The 18,300-nt window shown below is 61.2% G+C and carries 22 protein-coding genes; 13 read left to right on the top strand and 9 right to left on the bottom strand.

Features of this window, described 5'->3' with window-relative positions:
• The first annotated feature begins 45 nt into the window (after positions 1–45).
• Both FF098_RS13195 and FF098_RS13190 read left to right on the top strand, forming a co-directional pair.
• Complete coding sequence (locus FF098_RS13195) at positions 46–993, top strand: mechanosensitive ion channel family protein (protein WP_205967502.1); 948 nt, start codon at positions 46–48, stop codon at positions 991–993.
• A 117-nt stretch (positions 994–1,110) separates the two neighbouring features.
• A complete protein-coding gene (locus FF098_RS13190) occupies positions 1,111–1,425 on the top strand; it encodes a DUF6460 domain-containing protein (RefSeq protein ID WP_155141221.1) in 315 nt (104 codons plus the stop codon).
• Position 1,426: 1 nt separating this feature from the next.
• Here FF098_RS13190 and FF098_RS17865 read toward each other — a convergent pair whose 3' ends face one another.
• From FF098_RS17865 to FF098_RS13175, 3 genes are all read right to left on the bottom strand, one after another.
• On the bottom strand, positions 1,427–1,753 hold the full coding sequence (locus tag FF098_RS17865; RefSeq protein WP_205967501.1) for a winged helix-turn-helix domain-containing protein: 327 nt from the start codon (positions 1,751–1,753) through the stop codon (positions 1,427–1,429).
• Between the two features lie 31 nt (positions 1,754–1,784).
• Positions 1,785–2,465, bottom strand: coding sequence for a hypothetical protein (locus FF098_RS13180; RefSeq protein WP_155141217.1), 681 nt, complete (start codon positions 2,463–2,465; stop codon positions 1,785–1,787).
• A 303-nt stretch (positions 2,466–2,768) separates the two neighbouring features.
• Entirely contained in the window at positions 2,769–3,203 is a 435-nt protein-coding gene (locus tag FF098_RS13175; protein WP_155141215.1) for a hypothetical protein, read from the bottom strand.
• A 53-nt stretch (positions 3,204–3,256) separates the two neighbouring features.
• On the opposite strand from FF098_RS13175, the gene FF098_RS13170 reads away from it, so the two are divergent.
• Positions 3,257–4,324: an RluA family pseudouridine synthase gene (locus FF098_RS13170; RefSeq protein WP_155141213.1), complete on the top strand. Its 1,068-nt coding sequence runs from the start codon at positions 3,257–3,259 to the stop codon at positions 4,322–4,324.
• A 19-nt stretch (positions 4,325–4,343) separates the two neighbouring features.
• On the opposite strand, the gene FF098_RS13165 is transcribed toward FF098_RS13170, so the two are convergent.
• Together FF098_RS13165 and FF098_RS13160 are read right to left on the bottom strand one after the other, a co-directional pair.
• Positions 4,344–4,739 (bottom strand): hypothetical protein, encoded by a 396-nt coding sequence (locus FF098_RS13165; RefSeq protein ID WP_155141211.1) that lies wholly within the window; start codon positions 4,737–4,739, stop codon positions 4,344–4,346.
• Positions 4,736–6,466, bottom strand: a complete 1,731-nt coding sequence (locus tag FF098_RS13160; RefSeq protein ID WP_155141209.1) for a S41 family peptidase — start codon at positions 6,464–6,466, stop codon at positions 4,736–4,738. Before FF098_RS13160 ends, FF098_RS13165 begins: the two co-directional genes overlap by 4 nt.
• A 283-nt stretch (positions 6,467–6,749) precedes the next feature.
• Here FF098_RS13160 and rpoH point away from each other — a divergent pair, with 283 nt between their 5' ends.
• From rpoH to FF098_RS13135, 5 genes are all read left to right on the top strand, one after another.
• Positions 6,750–7,655, top strand: coding sequence for an RNA polymerase sigma factor RpoH (gene rpoH, locus FF098_RS13155; protein WP_155141207.1), 906 nt, complete (start codon positions 6,750–6,752; stop codon positions 7,653–7,655).
• A gap of 643 nt (positions 7,656–8,298) precedes the next feature.
• Positions 8,299–8,535, top strand: coding sequence for a hypothetical protein (locus tag FF098_RS13150; RefSeq protein WP_155141205.1), 237 nt, complete (start codon positions 8,299–8,301; stop codon positions 8,533–8,535).
• Between the two features lie 135 nt (positions 8,536–8,670).
• Entirely contained in the window at positions 8,671–9,972 is a 1,302-nt protein-coding gene (locus FF098_RS13145) for an SEL1-like repeat protein (protein ID WP_155141203.1), read from the top strand.
• Positions 9,973–10,131: 159 nt separating this feature from the next.
• Positions 10,132–10,509: a BlaI/MecI/CopY family transcriptional regulator gene (locus FF098_RS13140; protein WP_155141201.1), complete on the top strand. Its 378-nt coding sequence runs from the start codon at positions 10,132–10,134 to the stop codon at positions 10,507–10,509.
• Entirely contained in the window at positions 10,506–11,705 is a 1,200-nt protein-coding gene (locus FF098_RS13135) for a M56 family metallopeptidase (RefSeq protein ID WP_155141199.1), read from the top strand. The genes FF098_RS13140 and FF098_RS13135 overlap by 4 nt, the downstream gene beginning before the upstream one ends.
• Positions 11,706–11,800: 95 nt before the next feature.
• Here FF098_RS13135 and FF098_RS13130 read toward each other — a convergent pair whose 3' ends face one another.
• Positions 11,801–12,124: a DUF1476 domain-containing protein gene (locus tag FF098_RS13130; protein WP_155141197.1), complete on the bottom strand. Its 324-nt coding sequence runs from the start codon at positions 12,122–12,124 to the stop codon at positions 11,801–11,803.
• A gap of 257 nt (positions 12,125–12,381) precedes the next feature.
• Between FF098_RS13130 and purC the strand changes: the two genes are divergently transcribed.
• Both purC and FF098_RS13120 read left to right on the top strand, forming a co-directional pair.
• Positions 12,382–13,164 carry a phosphoribosylaminoimidazolesuccinocarboxamide synthase gene (gene purC, locus FF098_RS13125; protein ID WP_155141195.1) on the top strand — a complete coding sequence of 261 codons (783 nt, stop codon included), beginning with the start codon at positions 12,382–12,384 and terminating at the stop codon, positions 13,162–13,164.
• 69 nt (positions 13,165–13,233) lie between these two features.
• Complete coding sequence (locus FF098_RS13120) at positions 13,234–13,716, top strand: DUF4126 family protein (RefSeq protein WP_155141193.1); 483 nt, start codon at positions 13,234–13,236, stop codon at positions 13,714–13,716.
• On the opposite strand, the gene FF098_RS13115 is transcribed toward FF098_RS13120, so the two are convergent.
• Entirely contained in the window at positions 13,702–14,178 is a 477-nt protein-coding gene (locus FF098_RS13115; protein ID WP_205967500.1) for an ABA4-like family protein, read from the bottom strand. The two genes, FF098_RS13120 and FF098_RS13115, sit on opposite strands and share 15 nt — an antisense overlap.
• Positions 14,179–14,194: 16 nt before the next feature.
• On the bottom strand, positions 14,195–15,103 hold the full coding sequence (locus tag FF098_RS13110) for a hypothetical protein (protein ID WP_155141191.1): 909 nt from the start codon (positions 15,101–15,103) through the stop codon (positions 14,195–14,197).
• Positions 15,104–15,295: 192 nt separating this feature from the next.
• Between FF098_RS13110 and purS the strand changes: the two genes are divergently transcribed.
• Complete coding sequence (gene purS, locus FF098_RS13105) at positions 15,296–15,538, top strand: phosphoribosylformylglycinamidine synthase subunit PurS (RefSeq protein WP_155141188.1); 243 nt, start codon at positions 15,296–15,298, stop codon at positions 15,536–15,538.
• Between the two features lie 3 nt (positions 15,539–15,541).
• On the opposite strand, the gene FF098_RS13100 is transcribed toward purS, so the two are convergent.
• Positions 15,542–16,393 (bottom strand): DUF1963 domain-containing protein, encoded by an 852-nt coding sequence (locus FF098_RS13100; protein WP_155141186.1) that lies wholly within the window; start codon positions 16,391–16,393, stop codon positions 15,542–15,544.
• A gap of 189 nt (positions 16,394–16,582) precedes the next feature.
• On the opposite strand from FF098_RS13100, the gene FF098_RS13095 reads away from it, so the two are divergent.
• Both FF098_RS13095 and purQ read left to right on the top strand, forming a co-directional pair.
• A complete protein-coding gene (locus tag FF098_RS13095) occupies positions 16,583–17,569 on the top strand; it encodes an oxidoreductase (RefSeq protein ID WP_155141184.1) in 987 nt (328 codons plus the stop codon).
• A gap of 29 nt (positions 17,570–17,598) precedes the next feature.
• Positions 17,599–18,261 carry a phosphoribosylformylglycinamidine synthase subunit PurQ gene (gene purQ, locus FF098_RS13090; protein ID WP_155141182.1) on the top strand — a complete coding sequence of 221 codons (663 nt, stop codon included), beginning with the start codon at positions 17,599–17,601 and terminating at the stop codon, positions 18,259–18,261.
• The last annotated feature ends 39 nt before the right edge of the window (positions 18,262–18,300 follow it).

The following is an 18,300-nucleotide window of genomic DNA, read 5'->3' as shown; positions in this document are numbered from 1 at the left end:
ATGCCTTCCAACGATAGCTAACAGAGACCATGGAGGGTATTACCCATGCAGGACGCACAGGACACTGCTGGCGCGACGGAAGTCGTTAGCGCCGCACCGACCGATGAAAGCCAGGTTGCCGTCAACCAGATGATCGCCGAACTGACCGAGAAGGCGATCTCGCTCGGCCTCAATATCCTTGCCGCGCTGGTCATCATCGTCGTCGGCATGTTCATCGCCGGCTGGGTCAAGCGCACGATCCGCAAGGGACTGACCAAGACTGATCGTATTGACCAGACCCTGGCCGGTTTCCTCTCGAGCCTCGTCTATTACATCGCCCTGGCCCTGGTGTTCATCATGGTCATCGGCCGCTTTGGCATTCCCACGGCTTCATTCGCCGCCGTCCTCGGTGCCGCCGGTCTCGCCATCGGTCTTGCGCTGCAGGGCACGCTCGGCAATGTCGCTTCCGGCGTCATGATCCTGATGTTCCGCCCGTTCCGGATTGGCGATTTCGTCACCACGGGTGATGAGATGGGCACGGTGAAGGACATCAACCTGTTTACGACCGAGATCACCACTCTCGACAACAAGAACGTCATGATCCCGAACGGCATGGTGTGGCAGTCGCCGATAACCAATTTCTCTGCCAATGACACCCGCCGGATCGAGGCGATCTTCGGCATCGCCTATGACGCCGATATCAATAAGGCGATGGACGTCATCCGCTCCGTTATCGAGGCCGATGAACGCTTTCATACCGAGCCCGAGCCGGCCATGGGCGTTGCCAGCCTCGGCGACTGGTCGGTCAACATCACCGTACGCGTCTGGGTCGCCCGGACGGATTTCCTGGTGATGGGTTGGGAGCTGAACCAGAAAGTCAAGGAAGCGTTCGACCGCGAAGGCGTCGGTATTCCGTTCCCGACGGCGATCGAATACCAGGCCCGGTTCAAGCCGCGCGCTGCGGCCCTGCCGCCGGAGACAGCCCCGGAATCGCCTATCGACCCGGCCGACTGAGGTCCCAGCCGAGTGAGGTCCAGTCAAGGGGGTTAACGCCCCCTTCCCTGCCCCCATGCTGCCATATTAAGATGACACTGTGCCCCTCCCCGACGGGCCATGAAAGGGCAGAAAGTCATGAGCGATACCGACAAGAAAACAGGCACCGCCAGCCAAAAGACCGGTGAGAAGCGCGGCTATGGCAACATCCTGCGCACTGTCCTTTTCCTCGTTCTGGCGAGTTTCCTTGCCGGTGTACTGCTGGACCTGATCGGCATGGCGCCGCTGGATTTCTGGCGGGGCATCGTCGATGGCGTGAAGGATTTCTTCTCGGCCCTGTTCTCTATCGGCTGGGGCACGATCAGCACGATCCTGAACTATGTGATCTTCGGCGCGGTGATCGTCGTGCCGGTCTGGCTCGTCGTCTTCCTGCTCAATCGCCGCAAGAAATAGCCTACTCAGCCGCTGGCGGGTTCAGCAGCGCTTCCATGCGGGCGATATAGGCGATCCACGCCTTGCGGCCGGCATCGGTCAGGTGACAGATCGTCTGCGGGCGCTTGTTGTTGAAGCGCTTGGTCACGCGCACATAGCCCGCCTCCTCCAGCTTCTTGATATGGATCGACAGGTTGCCGTCGGTCACGCCGATGCGCTTTTTCAGGTCGGTGAAATCGGCCGAGCCTGCGCCGGACAGGAACGCCATCAGGGCGAGGCGGACACGCCCGTGGATGACATCGTCGATCTCGCGGTAGTCGTAGCTTTCATGATCTGTATCGTTCGCCACTGACGTTTCCTGACTTCTCTGACCGCCCCGCTTACACGATGTCGCTCGGCTCGTTCCGAACCATGACGTAGCCCGGCAGCAGTACAACGGCATAGGTGCCTATCGCCGCCACGAGCATGTAAGCATCCGGCCAGATCGACAGGCTGAGCAGCAAGAAGCAGGCAATGGCCCAGGAAGCGACGGATATCCAGCGATACCATGGCTGATGCGCGACGACGGCGGTTGCAAAGAATGCAAGGCCATAAAGGCCAAACGCGACCGGGAACATGGTCGCAAACAGGAAACGGACAGGGTATCCGCCCTCTTGCACCAACAGCATCGCCGCGACAATGGACAGCCAGTAGACGGTCACGAAGATCCCGCAGGCAAGCCACGCAGCGTTGACCGTCCGGTTGCTCAGGGACGACGCCCCGGGGCGCTCGTGTGATTTGCCGTTGATGATGAAGCTTATGATCCAACCGAGCACCAGCGTTCCCGTCCACAGGATCATCTGGCTGAAATAGGGAATGACCTGAACTTCCATCAGGAAAACGAGCAGGGCTGTGGTGCCGACAAGGCCGCCCCAGATGAGGAAGTTACGTCCACCGATCAGCGGCGTGTTGCGCCCTTCCTCGGCGATGGCCTTGATATAGGCAAGGTCGTCCTGCGCGCTGCCCATACTGGCGCTATCGCCGGGTCTGGCTGCTTTTCGTGTTTCGCTCTCGGCTGTCATGAAGCGGCTCCTGCTGCATGCGCCGGTTCGGCGCCACTCACTTTGTTTTTTAAAGCGAGTTTGCTCGATAATCAACCCGCAAGAGCACGCACAGTGCCTTGGTTGACAGAAATGACAGGATTACATTTTCGGAGATAAAGGGTGCGGGGTGCCGTCGAGGGGGAACGAGGGGATATTTCCGGCACCCCGCCAGCAGGCGGAATTGCTCCGTCTGCCTTGATCAATAGATGGCGCGTGAAAGCAGATAAAAAAGGGCAGCCCAGCGCTTTTCTCGTTACAATAGTGTTATCTGCCGGTAATGATTCAGTCCCGCTCGATTTCGATCACGGACCTGTGATCGGACGTATAGGGATCAATGATCAAAATCCGTTCCCCTTGGGAACTTTGCAGGTGCAGCGCGAGGCTGTTCTCATCGAGAACCATGTCGACGATTTCCTCGCCGGGCTGCAGGATCAACTGCACGGAAGGCACATCGTCACCAGCCACGGTCGTGCTCGCGACCTGCGCTGGCGCAGTCTCTTCTGTCGCTTCCGGTTCGTTCGATTTCAGGACAAGCAGGATGACGAAGGTGATGGCCGCAACGACCAGCAGCACACCCATCGAGACGACGAGCAGCTTCAGGCCGAGCAGATTATCCACGGGCACGTCTTCGCCCGGTTGCTGTCCTGATTGACCGCTTGCCGCGCCTGACTGCGGCGGCAATGCTGTGGTATGGGACTGCTTGTTTTCCTCGGTCATGCGAAATCCTTGAAATTGTTGACAGGCTCGGGACAACCGGTCAGGCAGTGCTTATGACGAAAACCAGCGCAGACAACAAGTCCATAGAGGCCGATGGCAATGACGGCGGTGACCCGGTGACCCTGAGGGTCAGCGATGTGGAGGCAAAGATGCGCCTCGACAAATGGCTCGTCCTGCACCTGCCGGAGCTGTCGCGCGCCCGCATCAAGTCCCTGATCGAAAAGGATGAAGCGCTGCAAAAGGACGGCGAGACCTTCACCAACGCGTCTTGGAAAATCCGCGAGGGCGAGACCTACACGCTCACCCCTCCGCCCATCGAGGACGCAATACCAAAGCCTGAGGATATCCATCTCACCGTGCTGTATGAAGACGAACATCTCATCGTCATCGACAAGGCCGCCGGCATGGTGGTTCATCCTGCAGCGGGCAACTGGTCAGGCACGCTGGTCAACGCGCTGCTGCATCATTGTGGCGATACATTATCCGGTATCGGCGGCGTCGCGCGCCCCGGCATCGTCCACCGGCTCGACAAGGACACGTCGGGCGTCATGGTCGTTGCCAAGCATGACAAGGCCCATCACGGCCTGCGCGAGCAATTCTCCGTCCACGACATAGAGCGCGTCTATCACGCCATCGTCCATGGCGCGCCACGGCCCGGTGTCGGCACGATAGATGCCGCGCTTGCCCGCGCCGGGGCAGACCGCAAGAAGATGAGCATCGTCGACGAGGAGGAACATTCCAGCGCGCGTCATGCCATCACCCACTACAAGATGCTGGAAAAATTCGGCACCGGGCTTGCGAAGATCGAGGGCGATTCCATCGCTTCGCTGGTCGAATGCCGGCTGGAGACGGGCCGCACCCACCAGATCCGCGCCCATATGGCCCATATCGGCCATCCCCTGCTCGGTGACCCGGTTTATGGCCGCACTGGCGTTGCGGGGCTCAAACCCGGCACACCGGCAAGCGATGCGGCAATAGCAGTGCTCGGCTCGTTCCGCCGCCAGGCGCTGCATGCGCGCCAGCTTGGCTTCATCCACCCGATCACGGACGAGGAAATGTTCTTCGAAACCGACCCGCCGGAGGATTTCGCCAGGCTGCTTGAGAGCTTCAGGAAGTTGTAGCCGGGCGCCGGAAAAGCACTCAGCCTTCGAACGGCTCGCAGGTCACGCCGGAGAGCGTCTCCCTCTTGTCCTTGTCTTCATAGACGAGAATGCATTGCTCACCCTTCATCACCAGCGTCAGGCGCGGCGGCTTTTCCATGATGCGCCCACCAGCAGGGTTACCCTCGATCGAGCGCGGGAACTGCCGGTCGAGCACCAGTTCCGGACTGGCGGTCAGCACATCGCCTGACAGGGTCACCCCAGTGGCACCGGTCAGCGCCTCTGCCGCGCGCTTGACCTCCGCAATATCATCCGCGTCCGGAGAAACGAGCACAGCCGGCACCGGCTTGCCCGTTCCTGCACAGGCGGCAAGGCCTGACAGGACAAGCAGCCCTGCCCCGGCTATCTTGCTACGCCCGATCAGCCGACCCGTCACTCCAGTTCCTCCTTGCGAAGGCTCTCTATATCCGCATCACTCAGCGGCCGGTTCAGCGTCATGTCCCGCACGAGATTGCGGCGCAGGCGCTCGCGCACGGCCTCGGAGGCATAGAGCGAGTTCGGATCGAGCGTGTTGTAGCGATCGCTGCCAGCCATGAACAGCTGCGGGTCTTCAACGGTCTGCGGCGCGAGACGGGCGGAGGCACTCATCGTCGTTGCCACGCCGCTGCACGAGCCGGTCGCGCGATAGTTCAGCGCCGCGCGCAGCATCGCTTCGTCCGGATCGCCGAGCAGGTGACCGAAATCATCCCCCACTACACAGCCCTGGATTTCTGATTGCCGCGTCGGCGTGCCGGTGACGGGGATGAACCCGTCGGCATAATCGCCAAAGCCCTTGGCGTTCTCGCCGCGGAACTGGATCGAGAAATAGGTCGTACCGCAATTATCCGTACCATAGAAGCCATAGGGCTTGCCGCAGGTCGTGCCGCCGACCAGCACCACTTCCACATCGATACCGCGCAGGGCGTTGATGACGGATTCACTGGCCGAACAGGTACCGCTCTGGGACAGGAAATAGACCCGCTCAAGATCTAAGTCCGGCAACGGCTGGCCCTGGTTGACAGAGAAACCCTGGGACGTCGAATGGAACGGTGTCGGCGTCAGTGCCTCGCCCGTCACCGGGTTCGTATTCGGATATTTGTCGTTGAAGACCAGTTCTTCATAGAACGCGTTGCCGATCTGGTCCGGCCCGGCAATCATGTAGCCGAGCTCTGCCGAGATATCGAGGAAACCGCCGCCATTATAGCGCAGGTCCACGACAAGATCGGTGACACCTTCATTCGAGAACTGGGTCATCGCATCGATCAGCTGCTCTTCCGCTGTCACGACACCAAATGTCGTCAGGTGCAGATAGCCGACCTTGTCGCCATTGACGTCGAGCACGCTCGATTGCTGCACCGGGTTCACTGCGACGGTTTGCGCCGTCAGCGTGACATTGCGCTCGGTGCTGCTGCCGAGGTCACGCACACGGAAGGTGTGGGATTCGCCTGCGTTAGACGGGAACAGGCCATCGTTCAGCGTATCGACGTCACTGCCATTGGCGACATCGACGCCATCAATCGCCAGGATGCGGGTGCCGCGGGCAAGCCCGGCATTCGCTGCCGGTGAGCCGGCCTGCACGAAGGCGATGCGGATATCCCGCGGCGGCGCACCGCGCAGGATGACGAATTCAGCGCCGTACTGCACTTCGGCACCGGAATTGACCAGCTGCTGGTATTCTGCGGTATCGTAGGTGAAGTGGAACTGGTCCTTGGGCGCGCCGGAGGGTGTCAGCTCGTTGGTCTTCAGAAGCTCGAAATAGTCCAGATTGTCGTTGTAATTGTAAGGGTTGCGATCCTGGATCTCGTCATACCAGAGATACAGCTCGTTGCTCCACGAGCGCAGCCAGAAATTCTCCAGCACGATCGAACCCGACCTGTCGGACGTGCCCGGGCGCGGCATGGCGCAGCGATCGACGAAGTTGGATGATGGCTCGAACACGCCCGGCGTATAGGTCGGGCTGGCAGAACCGCTGCCACCGCCGCCACCGCCAGAACCGCCGCCACCGGTGCCGGTGCCGCCGCCGGAGGAAGAGCCACCGCCCCCACCGCCGCCGCAGCCAGCCACAAGGCTCGCCATCAAAATGCACCCGGATGTCAGCAATACCTGCCGGAAACGTCTTGCCATCTTGTACTCCCAAACTTGTCTGGCCCGCATTGAACCATTTGCGGGCACGTCCCGTCTATCGGGATACCATACAAACACACTCTATGGGCGTTTGTGTCCCAATTGTGCCATATACGATGCTCAAAGGCCGGAATTGTCGAACTCACGGCACTTTTCCGCCGTTCGTGAACAGGAAAATCATCAATGCCTCTTCAAATGAGGCAATCATGTCCCATTTGTAAAAAGAGGTATTTGGGGCGCGGGTGTATCTTTGTGCCTCGTGTCTAGACGAGGATAAAATTTCATGGCCAATGCACTGACCACGACCAGTGGTGCCGCCCTGTCGCCTGAAGGCGGCCTGTCGCGCTATCTTTCCGAAATTCGCAAGTTTCCGATGCTGGAAAAGGATGAGGAATACATGCTCGCCAAGCGGTTCAAGGAGCATACTGACCCGGACGCGGCGCAGAAACTGATCACCTCTCACCTGCGGCTCGTTGCCAAGATCGCCATGGGCTATCGCGGCTATGGCCTGCCTGTGGGCGAGGTTATCTCCGAGGGCAATGTCGGCCTGATGCAGGCGGTCAAGAAATTCGACCCTGAAAAAGGCTTCCGCCTGTCGACCTATGCGATGTGGTGGATCCGCGCCTCGATCCAGGAATATATCCTGCGCTCGTGGTCACTCGTCAAAATCGGCACCACCGCCGCCCAGAAGAAGCTGTTCTTCAACCTGCGCAAGATCAAGGGCCAGATCGACGCTGTCGATGATGGCGACATGAAGCCGGAGGAAGTCGAGCACATCGCCACCAAGCTCGGCGTCACCGAGGACGAGGTCGTCTCCATGAACAGGCGCATGTCCGGCGGCGACAACTCCCTGAACGCGCCGATGCGCAACGATGCCGAAGGCTCGTCCGAATGGCAGGACTGGCTGATCGACGAGGACGCCGTCTCCGCCGAGACGAAACTCGTCCAGTCCGACGAGTTCGAGATGCGCATGGGCCTGCTGGAACAGGCCATGGCCGATCTCAACGAGCGCGAGCAGAAAATCCTGACCGAGCGCCGCCTGACCGAAAACCCGAAGACGCTGGAAGAGCTGTCAGCCGAGTTCAACGTCAGTCGCGAACGCGTTCGCCAGATCGAGGTCCGCGCCTTCGAAAAACTTCAAAAGGCGATGAAGAAACTGGACCTAGAAGCACGGTCGGTCGACGCCTAGGCCCTCACCCGAAAGCCCACCGGGCTTTCGACCTTTCCCAAGGGGAGAGGTAAGGCAAGTAACTCGAACTTTGTTTGATGCCCACCTCTCCCTGTGGGAGAGGTCAAAATCAGCCTGCTGATTTTGGATGAGGGAAACTTATCCCCGCCCTCTCTGACCCGCTTATGCTCCTCCCCAAGCCGGGTGAGGATCCGGCAGAGGCGCTGACCGCAAAGTGTGACCTGCACGGAGCATCGGTGTATCAGGTTTCTGCCGGCAATTGAGGGTGTGTACAGCTTTGCATCGTCCGGCGGAACGGCGTCCTGCAGTAGCCTGCAGGCGGGAGAGCTATGCAATTTGGCCCCGCATCGATCGCCGCCGTGTGTAGCGAGAGCTATGCCAGTCATTTTATTATTATAGAGGCAATGGCCGCTACACACGGGCTCCCTCGATTTGTTGAACGCTCGCAGTCATCTGGCTCGCGGCGATATAGGTGCAGTTAGTTGTCAAACCAAGCCTGTAAGGCAGGGTCTGCCTTACAGGCTTGGTGAGCAATCGTTTCACCGGTCAGGATTTGTCAAGGACGCGGGCAAAGCCCGCGCCGCGAAGCGGTTCCATCCTTGACTAATCCTGACCGGTGAAACACCCACCGAAAGGAACCCCCATGCCCCGCAGATCACCGCGCAAAACCATCCCCGCCACTCTTCCCGAATCCCTCCGCCTGCAGATCAAGCGCCAGCAACTCGCCCTCAGGCGCGACCTCTTCCGCTTCCACCACGAGAAAATAGACACGACCCTCGCCGCTGCCGACCGCGCCACGGCCCGACGCCGCCAGGAACAGCGCGATGACCGGATCAACGAGATCCTGCGCAAGCATGGCCGCCCCGAAAGACCAGACTGAGCGACCTGATTACCGCGCTCTTTCCCCCGAACGGGGGAGAGCGCAAACACCTGAAAAGACTTACACCTTTCTCGCTGCCGCCCGTCCGCGCGGTATTCAAGAGGTGCCCTCGGGCACGGGAGAAAGAGTAGTCACATGTTCAAGTCCATCCTCACCGCCGCGCTTGCCGGCATCACCCTGTTCGCCGGATCCGTCTTCACGCCTGCTGTCGCCCAGAGCCAGTCCGAGGCCGCCTGCAATGGCGGCGATGCCGAAGCCTGCTTCTATACCGGCGCTGAATATGCCCAGGGGTCCGGCGTGGCCGAAGACAAGCAGAAGGCCGTCACCTTCTTCCTGAAAGCCTGCGATATGGGCATCCCGGACGGGTGCTCGACCAGCGGCTACCTCACCTCGCGCGGCGAAGGCAACATCGTCGAGGATGATGTGAAAGCCACGACCTATTACGAACGCGCCTGCAAGATGGGCCATGAGGATGGCTGCAACTGGGGCCTCGGCGCCTTGCTTGCGCAAAGCCCGCGCGATGCCGCCCGCATCAAGACGCTGATCGTCGAGGGCTGCAATGCCGGCTCGACCTATGCCTGCAAATGGGGCGCGGGCGCCCTGTTCGACGGATCGGAAAACAAATATCCTGAGCTGATCGACCATGAACTCGGCGGGCCGGTCGCCGAGAAATCCTGCGAGATCGACTGGCAGGCCTATGGCTGCTACTTCGCCGAGGTGATCTACGGCAACCCCGACGCGCCGACCTTCAACGCCGAGAAATCCCTGACCTATACCAATATCGGCTGTTCTTTCGATCAGGCCCAGAGCTGCAGCAATCTCGGCGGCATCTATGTCTCGATCGAGGATTACGACTTCGCCCTGCGCTCCTATGAAAAGGCCTGCACCCTCGGCCTCGAGGCAAGCTGCGATTACGCCAAGAGCCTGTCAGGCTGGATGGAAGAAGTCGCCGCCTATGAACAGCGCATGGCCGAGATGAACGCGACCATGAACAGCCTCATCGGCTCCGGCGCATATGGACAGGCTGTCAACACGGCGATCTACACCTATGGCAGCACCGACATGGTCGCAAAGGCCGTCACCGCCGCTTCCAATGCCGGTCGCATGTCCGATATCTCGACCCAGGACCTTTATGTCGTCGCCTACTGGTTCCCGTCCGGGCCGGTGCGCGGTGCGGCAGACCGTGAAATGGCCGCCCGCGGCACGGGGCTGGAGGGCACGTTCGGCGAAGGCACGAACACCGCCGGCGCAGCCGATGCCCGCTATCGCGCGCAATACGGCTCCAGCATGCCGTCATCGTCGTCGAGCAGCTATTCTTCCTCCTCGCCGTCGAAACCGGTACTCAGCGCGGCGGAAGCCTCGGCCCAGACCAAGGCCCGCTACCGCACGGCCCACTGCACGATGAACGGCAATCCCGACTGGCCGGTCTGCCGCTAGAGGTCTGCCGCTAGCAAGCCAATAGCTCCACTGCCGGTCGCCCCTCCTGTGAACCACCGCAGAACGCCGGCAGCAAAAAGAAAAGGTGCATCGCCGAAGCGGTGCACCTTTTCGGTTTCGGGGTTGACTTGATGTGACATCTGTCACATCATGTGACTTATGTCACATGACCTCAAACCCAGCAATACCGAGCTTGTCGTTCTCAAGGTCCTCTGGAAACAGGGTGCGTTGCCGATGCGGGCCCTTCACGAAGCGTGCTTCGCCCAGCTCAACTGGTCGCTCTCCTCCTCGCGCACCACGGTCCAGCGCATGGTCGACAAGGGGCTGCTGGCGATGGAGCGCAAGGATGGCGTCGCGCATTATATCCCCGCCGTCGAAAAGACCCGTACACTCGCCAACCTGACCCGGGATTTCCTCTCCCGCGTCATGGAGCTGGACCGGCCTGTATCCATGTCGACCTTCACCGGCAGCCAGCTCCTTGACGACGACGAGCTGGAGCGGGTTCGCAAGCTGCTTGAGGAGGATTCTGAACCATGAGCCAGGCCATCGTCACCGCCCTCGCCCTGATGACGCTCTGGTCCGGGCTAATCTGGCTGGTTGCCCGGACTCTGCCCGACAGGTTGGCCGCATGGCCGCGCATCTGGCTGTGCCTGATTGCGGTCTGCCTGCTACCCGTGCCGCTGGGCGCCACCCTGCCACAGGAAACGGTGACCACTATCACGGTCATGGCGAAACTGCCTGATATCGCCACGCTCCCTATACAGAGCAATATTGGCGAGTCTGATTCCGGATGGCTCTTCCCTGCCTTATTCTCGATATACGCAGCGATTGCAGCGCTCATGATTTTCCGGCTGCTGTTTGCCCATTCGCATTACTGGCGCATTGCGGCTCGTCACAGACAGCCGGTGATCGAGACGTCCATCCCCGTCGCACCGGTCGCAACGCCCTGGCCGTTCCGGGCGATCATCCTGCCAGCGGGTTTCGGGTCGCCCCAGCGTGATTTCCTGCTGGCCCATGAGCGCCGCCATCTCGCCCGCTTCGATCCTGAGGTAACGCTGGCGCTGGAAGCGATCTGTGCGCTTCTCTGGATCAACCTGCCGCTGAAGGCGCTGGTGGGCGGCTGGCGCCTGTCAGCGGAACTAGCCGTTGATGCGGATATCCTCGAACACAGCACACCGCAGCAGCGCAAGGATTATGCAGGCCTGCTGATCAACCAGTTGTCGCGTATCCGCGAACGGGCAGTGCCATGCCCGTCCGCGGCTCTCACCTTGAGCGAAGAAAGGAGTGCCAAAATGAGAGTAATGAATATCCTAAACCGGGCCCCGAGGGCAGGCAAACCCGCCCTTGGCCTGATCGTAGCGGCGGGGCTTGCCCTGTCCGCCACGGGGACTGCCGTCGCGGCGGCGCTGACCGGTGCAGCACCTGCCGCGGAGCTCGACCAGAAATACCTGACGCCGGTCGTTAGCCCCAAAATCGGCTATCCAGCGGACTGCATCACCGCAGACCTCGACTATCCATTGGCAGAACAGGTTGTCGTCTCGATCGACATCCGGGCCGATGGCAGCGTCAGCGATGCGCGGATCGTGCGATCCTCCATCCCCTGTATGAACACGACAGTGCTCGGCTTCGCGGAGCAATTCGAATTCCTGCCGCTCGAAAACGGCAGCGACGCAATGCGCAGCGATTATGTATTCGCGGTCGAGCTCGACCTCGACGAATATCCCGCCGGATAAAATCCGTCGACGAAAAGAAACAGCCTCCGCATGCCCCTGCGGAGGCTGTGATCGATTTAACTCTCCGGGATTAGCCCGGGGAACAGGCGTGCCACCTACTCCCCCTTGCGGATCTGTTCCTTGGCGATGTGCATCAGGCTCGCCATCTGCTCGCGGATTTCCGCGTCGGATACTTTCGTGGAGGCATTGTCGAGATCGGCGCGGACCTTGCGGAACACGTCTTCCTCGCCCGGCTCGTCGAGATCGGCCATCACAACCTCCTTGGCGTATTCAGCCGCATCCGCCGGGGCCATGCCCAGCTTTTCCGCCGCCCACAGGCCGAGCAGCTTGTTGCGCCGCGCCTCGACCTTGAACTGCACTTCTGCGTTGTGCTTGTACTCCTGCTCGAAACGGTCTTCGCGATCATCGAACGTGCTCATGGGCCTCACCTCTTCTGGACATAGTTGTTGCCCTTGATCTATGCTGTCTTGGCCCCGGTTTCAAACCCCTTTGTGCCGGGTTTTGGCAGAAGCTTGCGGGGGAAACGAACCCTTTGCGCTGCCCGCGCCCCCGTGCTAACGCAGGTCTCTGCCCCCACGGGACTGATTCCACCGGTGCAGACGTTGGTTTTTTGACGATCCGCCAGCCATCAAGAGCGCGATAGACCGCCGCCGGCTGGCCCTGAAGGAGCACCGAGATGGCGCGTCGCAAGCAGATTTACGAAGGCAAGGCCAAGATCCTGTATGAAGGCCCCGAGCCGGGCACGATGATCCAGTATTTCAAGGATGACGCCACCGCCGGCAACGGTGCCAAACATGCCATCATCGACGGCAAGGGCGTGCTCAACAACCGCATCTCCGAATTCGTCATGCTCGGGCTGGAGCAGATCGGCATCCCGACCCATTTCATCCGCCGCCTCAACATGCGCGAGCAGTTGATCCGCCAAGTCGAGATCGTGCCGCTGGAAGTGATCGTGCGCAATGTCGCCGCCGGGTCGCTGGCCAAGCGCTATGGCCTGAAGGATGGCGAGCAGCTGCCCCGCTCGATCGTCGAGTTCTGCCTGAAGAGCGACGAGCTGGGCGACCCGCCAGTCTCCGAGGACATGATCACCGCCTTCAACTGGGCCAGCCCGCAGGAGATGGACGACATCATGGCCTATTCCCTGCGCATCAACGACTTCCTGTGCGGCATGTTCGCTGGCGTCGGCATCCGCCTTGTCGACTTCAAGGTCGAGTTCGGCCGCCAGTATGAAGGCGATATGGTGCGTATCGTGCTCGCCGACGAAATCTCGCCGGACAGCTGCCGCCTGTGGGACGCCTCGACCGGCGAGAGCATGGACAAGGACCGCTTCCGCAAGGATCTCGGCGGCCTGACCGACGCCTATCGCGAGGTTGCCCGCCGCCTCGGCATCATCCGCGACAATGAGGAAACGTCGGACACGACAGGCCCCGTGCTGGTGTCGAACAACGACGAGGATTGATCCTTAAGCGGATAATCCATCCCCACCCTCTCAGCAGGAACTATTGTGCCCAAGGCCCATTAGACCTGCATGACACTGATTGTACTGATTTCATGCGCCGCGCTTCTCGGCATCGCCGCTGGCGCGCGCACCTTCACCCCGCCTGTTCTTGTCAGCTGGGCCGCCGTGATTGGCTGGCTGCCGCTTGAAGGAACCGCGCTCGGCTTTCTAGGCACCTGGTGGGCGGTGGTGCCGTTGACCGGCCTTGCCCTGTTCGAGCTGGTCGGGGACAAGCTGCCCTCCGCGCCCAGCCGTCTGCAAAAGGGCGCGCTGATCGCGCGGATCGTGTCGGGCGCACTCACCGGAGCCGCTCTAGGCATCGCGCTGTCGCTGATCTTCGTTGGCCTGATCGCCGGGGCATTCGGCGCGTTTGCCGGAACCTATCTGTGTCACGGGGGCCGCGCCACCTGCGCCAGCCTTTTTGGCAAGGATTTGCCCGCAGCCCTGCTGGAAGACGCGCTCGCTATCACGGTCGCCTGCGCCACGATATGGATTGCGTCAGGGTTTGCCTGAGGCAGCTCCCTCCTCCAGCGCCAGCCCGCCCTTGCCGGTGACGGCGCGCAGGATCAGGTAGAGCGCGAGACCCACAGGGCCGAACATCAGGGTAAGGAACAGGCTGGGGACGACCAGCCAGTGGCTGACATCGCGGCGGATGGCATCGCGCCCGATCCACGCACCGACGAACAGATCGAAGGCAAGATAATGGGTCCAGCCAACGAGGATGCCCATCGGGTGCGCGAACAACGCCATGACACCGGAGAGCGACCCCATCGAGCCTTCCGGGTTGTTCTCGCCACCGACCAGCGCCCAGCCGAGCCAGGTGACATAGAGCGCACAGAAGATGAGGATCAGGATCGATCCGTGCACGACGATCCGCGTGCCGGACCATCTGGGCGCAAGCGCCAGTAACAGCCAACCGGGCATCACGCCCAGATTGATCAGCCGGAAGGCCAGCTCGTATTGCTCCATCGTCATGACTTGTCCCCGCCCCTTACTCTGCTGCTATGAACCGCTGTGCGAATGCCTCGACATCGGCCATGTCCTCGAAGCCGAAAATATAGGCCGTTTCCGACACGTCGGAAAAGTCGAACCCGCCTGCCCCGATCGCGGGATTATCATAGCCTGCCTTTTCGTTGTTGGCATCGGCAAGGCGTTTTGCCTCGGCCCAGATCGCGCCAACGTCTTCGTCGGCCAGCATCATCGGCCACAGCGCACCGCCCTCCGTACGAAAACCGGGGCTGCCATTGCCGCCTGCATTGCCATCGGGGATGCGGATATAGTCCGTATGCTCCCTGACATAACCGAGCGCATCAACGTCGGTCTGGCTCTCGTTCCAGCTGGAATGCTGAACGAGATGGACGCGGGCCGCAAAGTCCAGCTCCGGGGCGATCTCCCGCGCCGCACGGATCGTTGCCGCCGTCAGGTCGGACTGGCCGGCCTCGGCGATCCAGATATCCCCGCCCGCCTGCAGGCGGTCCACAATCAGGGCCGCCAGCTCTGCCGCGGCGTCCTGATGGCGGTCATGGGCTTCGATCCAGTGATCGCCAAAGGCGAGATCGAAGAGCTCGGGCGCGGGAATATACAGCCCGCCCTGCCGGCCATAGGCCCCGGCGACGGCCAGATGGTCGACACAGGCAAACGCGTCGTCCGCCAGCACGGTGGCAACGGCGGCGATGGCGTGCAGGTCGTCGACATCGGGCCTTGCATCGAACTGGGCGATGAACAGGTCCGCGCCACTGTCGAAACGCCCGATCATGCCCGCGTCACACGTGGCTTCATCGACCGGCGCCATCGTTGGCGCGTCTTCCGGCGGTTCGCTGCCGCAGGCCACGAGGACGATGGCGGCAAACAGGCTGGCGCTAAAGGCCGGGATCAGACGACGGTAAAGGCTTGGGGTCATCGACACAGGAAATCCTCCGCTTTGTGGCCGTCTGTCATGCCTAACATTGCCCGCCGGTCGTCACAATCGCAGGCAGCAGGCGGGAATGGCAACATGCGGCGCTTGCCCCTAGGCATGCCGGGAAACATCCGCTAAGACGCCCGAAAGCCACTGTTCACTCAAGACACTCACTCAAACAATCAAGGCCCGGCCATGAAAGCGAAAGTCCACATCACCCTCAAGAACGGCGTTCTCGACCCACAGGGCAAGGCCATTGAAGGCGCGCTGCACGGTCTCGGCTTCGACGAAGTCGGCGAGGTTCGCCAGGGCAAGGTGATCGAGCTGCAGGTCAACGAGACCGACGAGGCGAAAGCCCGCGAACAGGTCGAGGCTATGTGCAAGAAGCTGCTCGCCAACCCGGTCATGGAAAACTACACAATCGAACTGAGCGCTTGAATTCTAGTGACAGGCCCAGCCGAAGCCGAGGCTGTCCTTGTGGTCAGGGCATTGCATGATGTGCCCGACGCCGACATCGCCGAACATGTAGTCGATCAGCTTTTCTGAATCGATCTGGAAGACCATCTGCATCGTCTGCCCGCATGCCGGGCAATGGGGGTATTCCGCCCCCTGCACCCAATAGGGCCAGCCGCCCATTTTCTCGCCATCGACCGGCAGGAAGGTCGTATCGACATTGTATTTGATGGCGGAGGACAGCAGCGGCGCCTCATAGCCGATGGACGGGATGCTGAGCGTGCCCGGCTGATCCCACCGGCCACTGATCCGGATATCCGGCGCATCGTTTTCTTCACCCGCTGGATAGTCGTCGCGCTCCTCCCACCCGATGAGATATTTCGTCTCCGCCGTATGCGGATTATCGTTCATCACCACTGAAGCCTCCGGCGGCAGGATACGCAGCGTTTTCTTCCTGAAGTCGAACGGTTCCCAGTCATCGGTATTCGGGCAGTCGTAATTGCCGCAATAGAAGAGCTGGAGAACACCCGGCCCGAACGTGCCCTGCAAAGGCTCCGGCACCCGGTCCAGCTCCAGCTGAACGAACAGGCTGAACGGTGTCGAGCAGTCAGGACAACAGGGCCAGTCCTCACCCGCGAGCAACAGCGCACTGCCGCCATTGAACTTGCTGATGCGGGCCGGGTCCCCGCCAGTCTCGACAACAGGCACAAAGGCGGTGCGCTTCAGCGGCGTGTAGACCTTTTCAAGGGCGGGCCTGACCGCATCTATCGCTGCCTGCCCGTCGAGGCCATCGCCCGATGAATTCTTGCCACCCTTACGTCCGAAAAGCCTGCCGAACATGATATTTATCCTGATGAAAGCCCTTGCACCATTATGCAGGATTTCCGGAAATCTTGCGATGGATTAAAAACAGGGATGCGAAAATCTGACACTCTCCACGCAAGTGATTCCGCACGATATCCGGCAACTCTGGAAATCGCCGGTTGCAATAACCATGTGGGTAACACGAGCGGGATCGACGAGGGAGACATGGCACCACCACGCAGGCAATTTACCGGCAAGGGACCCAATGGCGACAATTGGGCCAAGCATGGCTGGACTCCCGGCTCCCTGCCAGACCAGAACGGCAAGGTCTTCGTCATTACCGGCGGCAATAGTGGTATCGGCCTGGAGGCGGCCCGCATGCTGGGCCGGCGCTGTGCCACGGTGGTCCTGCTTTGCCGCTCCCTGCCCCGCGCCAATGAGGCCATCGAGGACCTGAGACGCACCTCTCCTGCCAATTGCGACTACTCCGCCATCGAATGCGACCTCGCCGACCTGGCGAGCGTTGCCGCGGCTGCACAGAAAGTGCGCAGCGAGCATGACCGCATCGACGCGTTGATCAACAATGCCGGTATCATGATGGTGCCCGAACGGACCCTGACGAAGGACGGGTTCGAAATGCATTTCGGCACCAATCATTTGGGTCACTTCGCCCTCTCGGCGCATCTCAGCGACCTGGTCGAGGCGAGCGGCGGGCGGTTCGTCACCATATCTTCCATCGCCGCCGAACGGGCGCGGCAGATAGATTTCGAAGATCCGAACGCCGAAAACCAGTACTCCCCCATGCGTGCCTATGCCCAGTCAAAGCTCGCCAATCTGATGTTCGCGATCGAGCTGCAGCGCCGGCTGACGATCAATGGCAGCAAGGCAACCTCCCATGCCTGTCACCCGGGTGTTTCCGACACCAATATCGCCGTCACAGGGCCATCACAGATGATGCGCCTTGCGATGATGCCGTTCCTGACCCTGTTCGCGCAGACTGCCTCGCGCGGGGCGATCCCGACTGTGCTCGCCGCTGCAGCGAAGGAGGCAGAGCCACTCGGGCCGGAACAGGGCTATTACGGGCCGACCGGGTTCCAGAAGCTGGGCGGGCGGGTCGATCGCGCGGAAATAAAGCCACAGGCACTGGACGAGGAGGCCGGGCGTCGGCTATGGGCCATGTCGGAAGCCATGACCGGCGTGTCGTGGCGATAATCTCATTCGCCGCCTGAAAGACCTGCCCCATGAAGACCGCCGTCATCGTATTTCCCGCCTCAAATTGCGACCGCGACGCCGCCACCGCGCTGGAACAGGCAACGGGCACCGCGCCGCATATGGTCTGGCATGGCGAAGCGGAAGTGCCCGATGTCGATTTCATCGTGCTGCCCGGCGGCTTTTCCTATGGCGACTATCTGCGCTCCGGCGCCATGGCGGCCCGCTCGCCGATCATGGCCGATGTAATCAGGAAGGCAGAGGCCGGTGTGCCGCTGCTGGGCGTATGCAACGGCTTCCAGGTGCTGACCGAGGCGCAGCTTCTGCCGGGCGCGCTGATGCGCAATGCGGGGCTGGACTTTGTCTGTGGTATGCAGACGCTTCAGGTCGTCAATGACGACACGAAATTCACCGGCGGGCTGAAGGGCAAGTCTTATGTCGACTTCCCCGTCGCCCACCATGACGGCAATTACGAGGCCGACGAGGAAACCCTCGACCGGCTGGAGGGCGAAGGCCGCGTCGTCTTCCGTTATGTGGCGAACCCCAATGGCTCGGCCCGCAACATCGCCGGCATCGTCAATGACAAGGGCAATGTGCTCGGCATGATGCCCCACCCGGAACGGGTGATCAGCCCGGTCCTAGGCGGCACCGATGGCGCTGCCTTCTTCAAGGGCATCATAGAGGCGCTGAACTAGGCGTTTATTCCCGCACCGCTGCCGGCAACTATGCTGGCG

It is taken from the genome of Aquisalinus luteolus (assembly GCF_009712425.2).
Taxonomy (GTDB): domain Bacteria; phylum Pseudomonadota; class Alphaproteobacteria; order Caulobacterales; family Parvularculaceae; genus Aquisalinus; species Aquisalinus luteolus.
The sequence above is the reverse complement of the archived record's forward strand: the minus strand, read 5'-3'. Positions and strand labels throughout refer to the sequence as shown.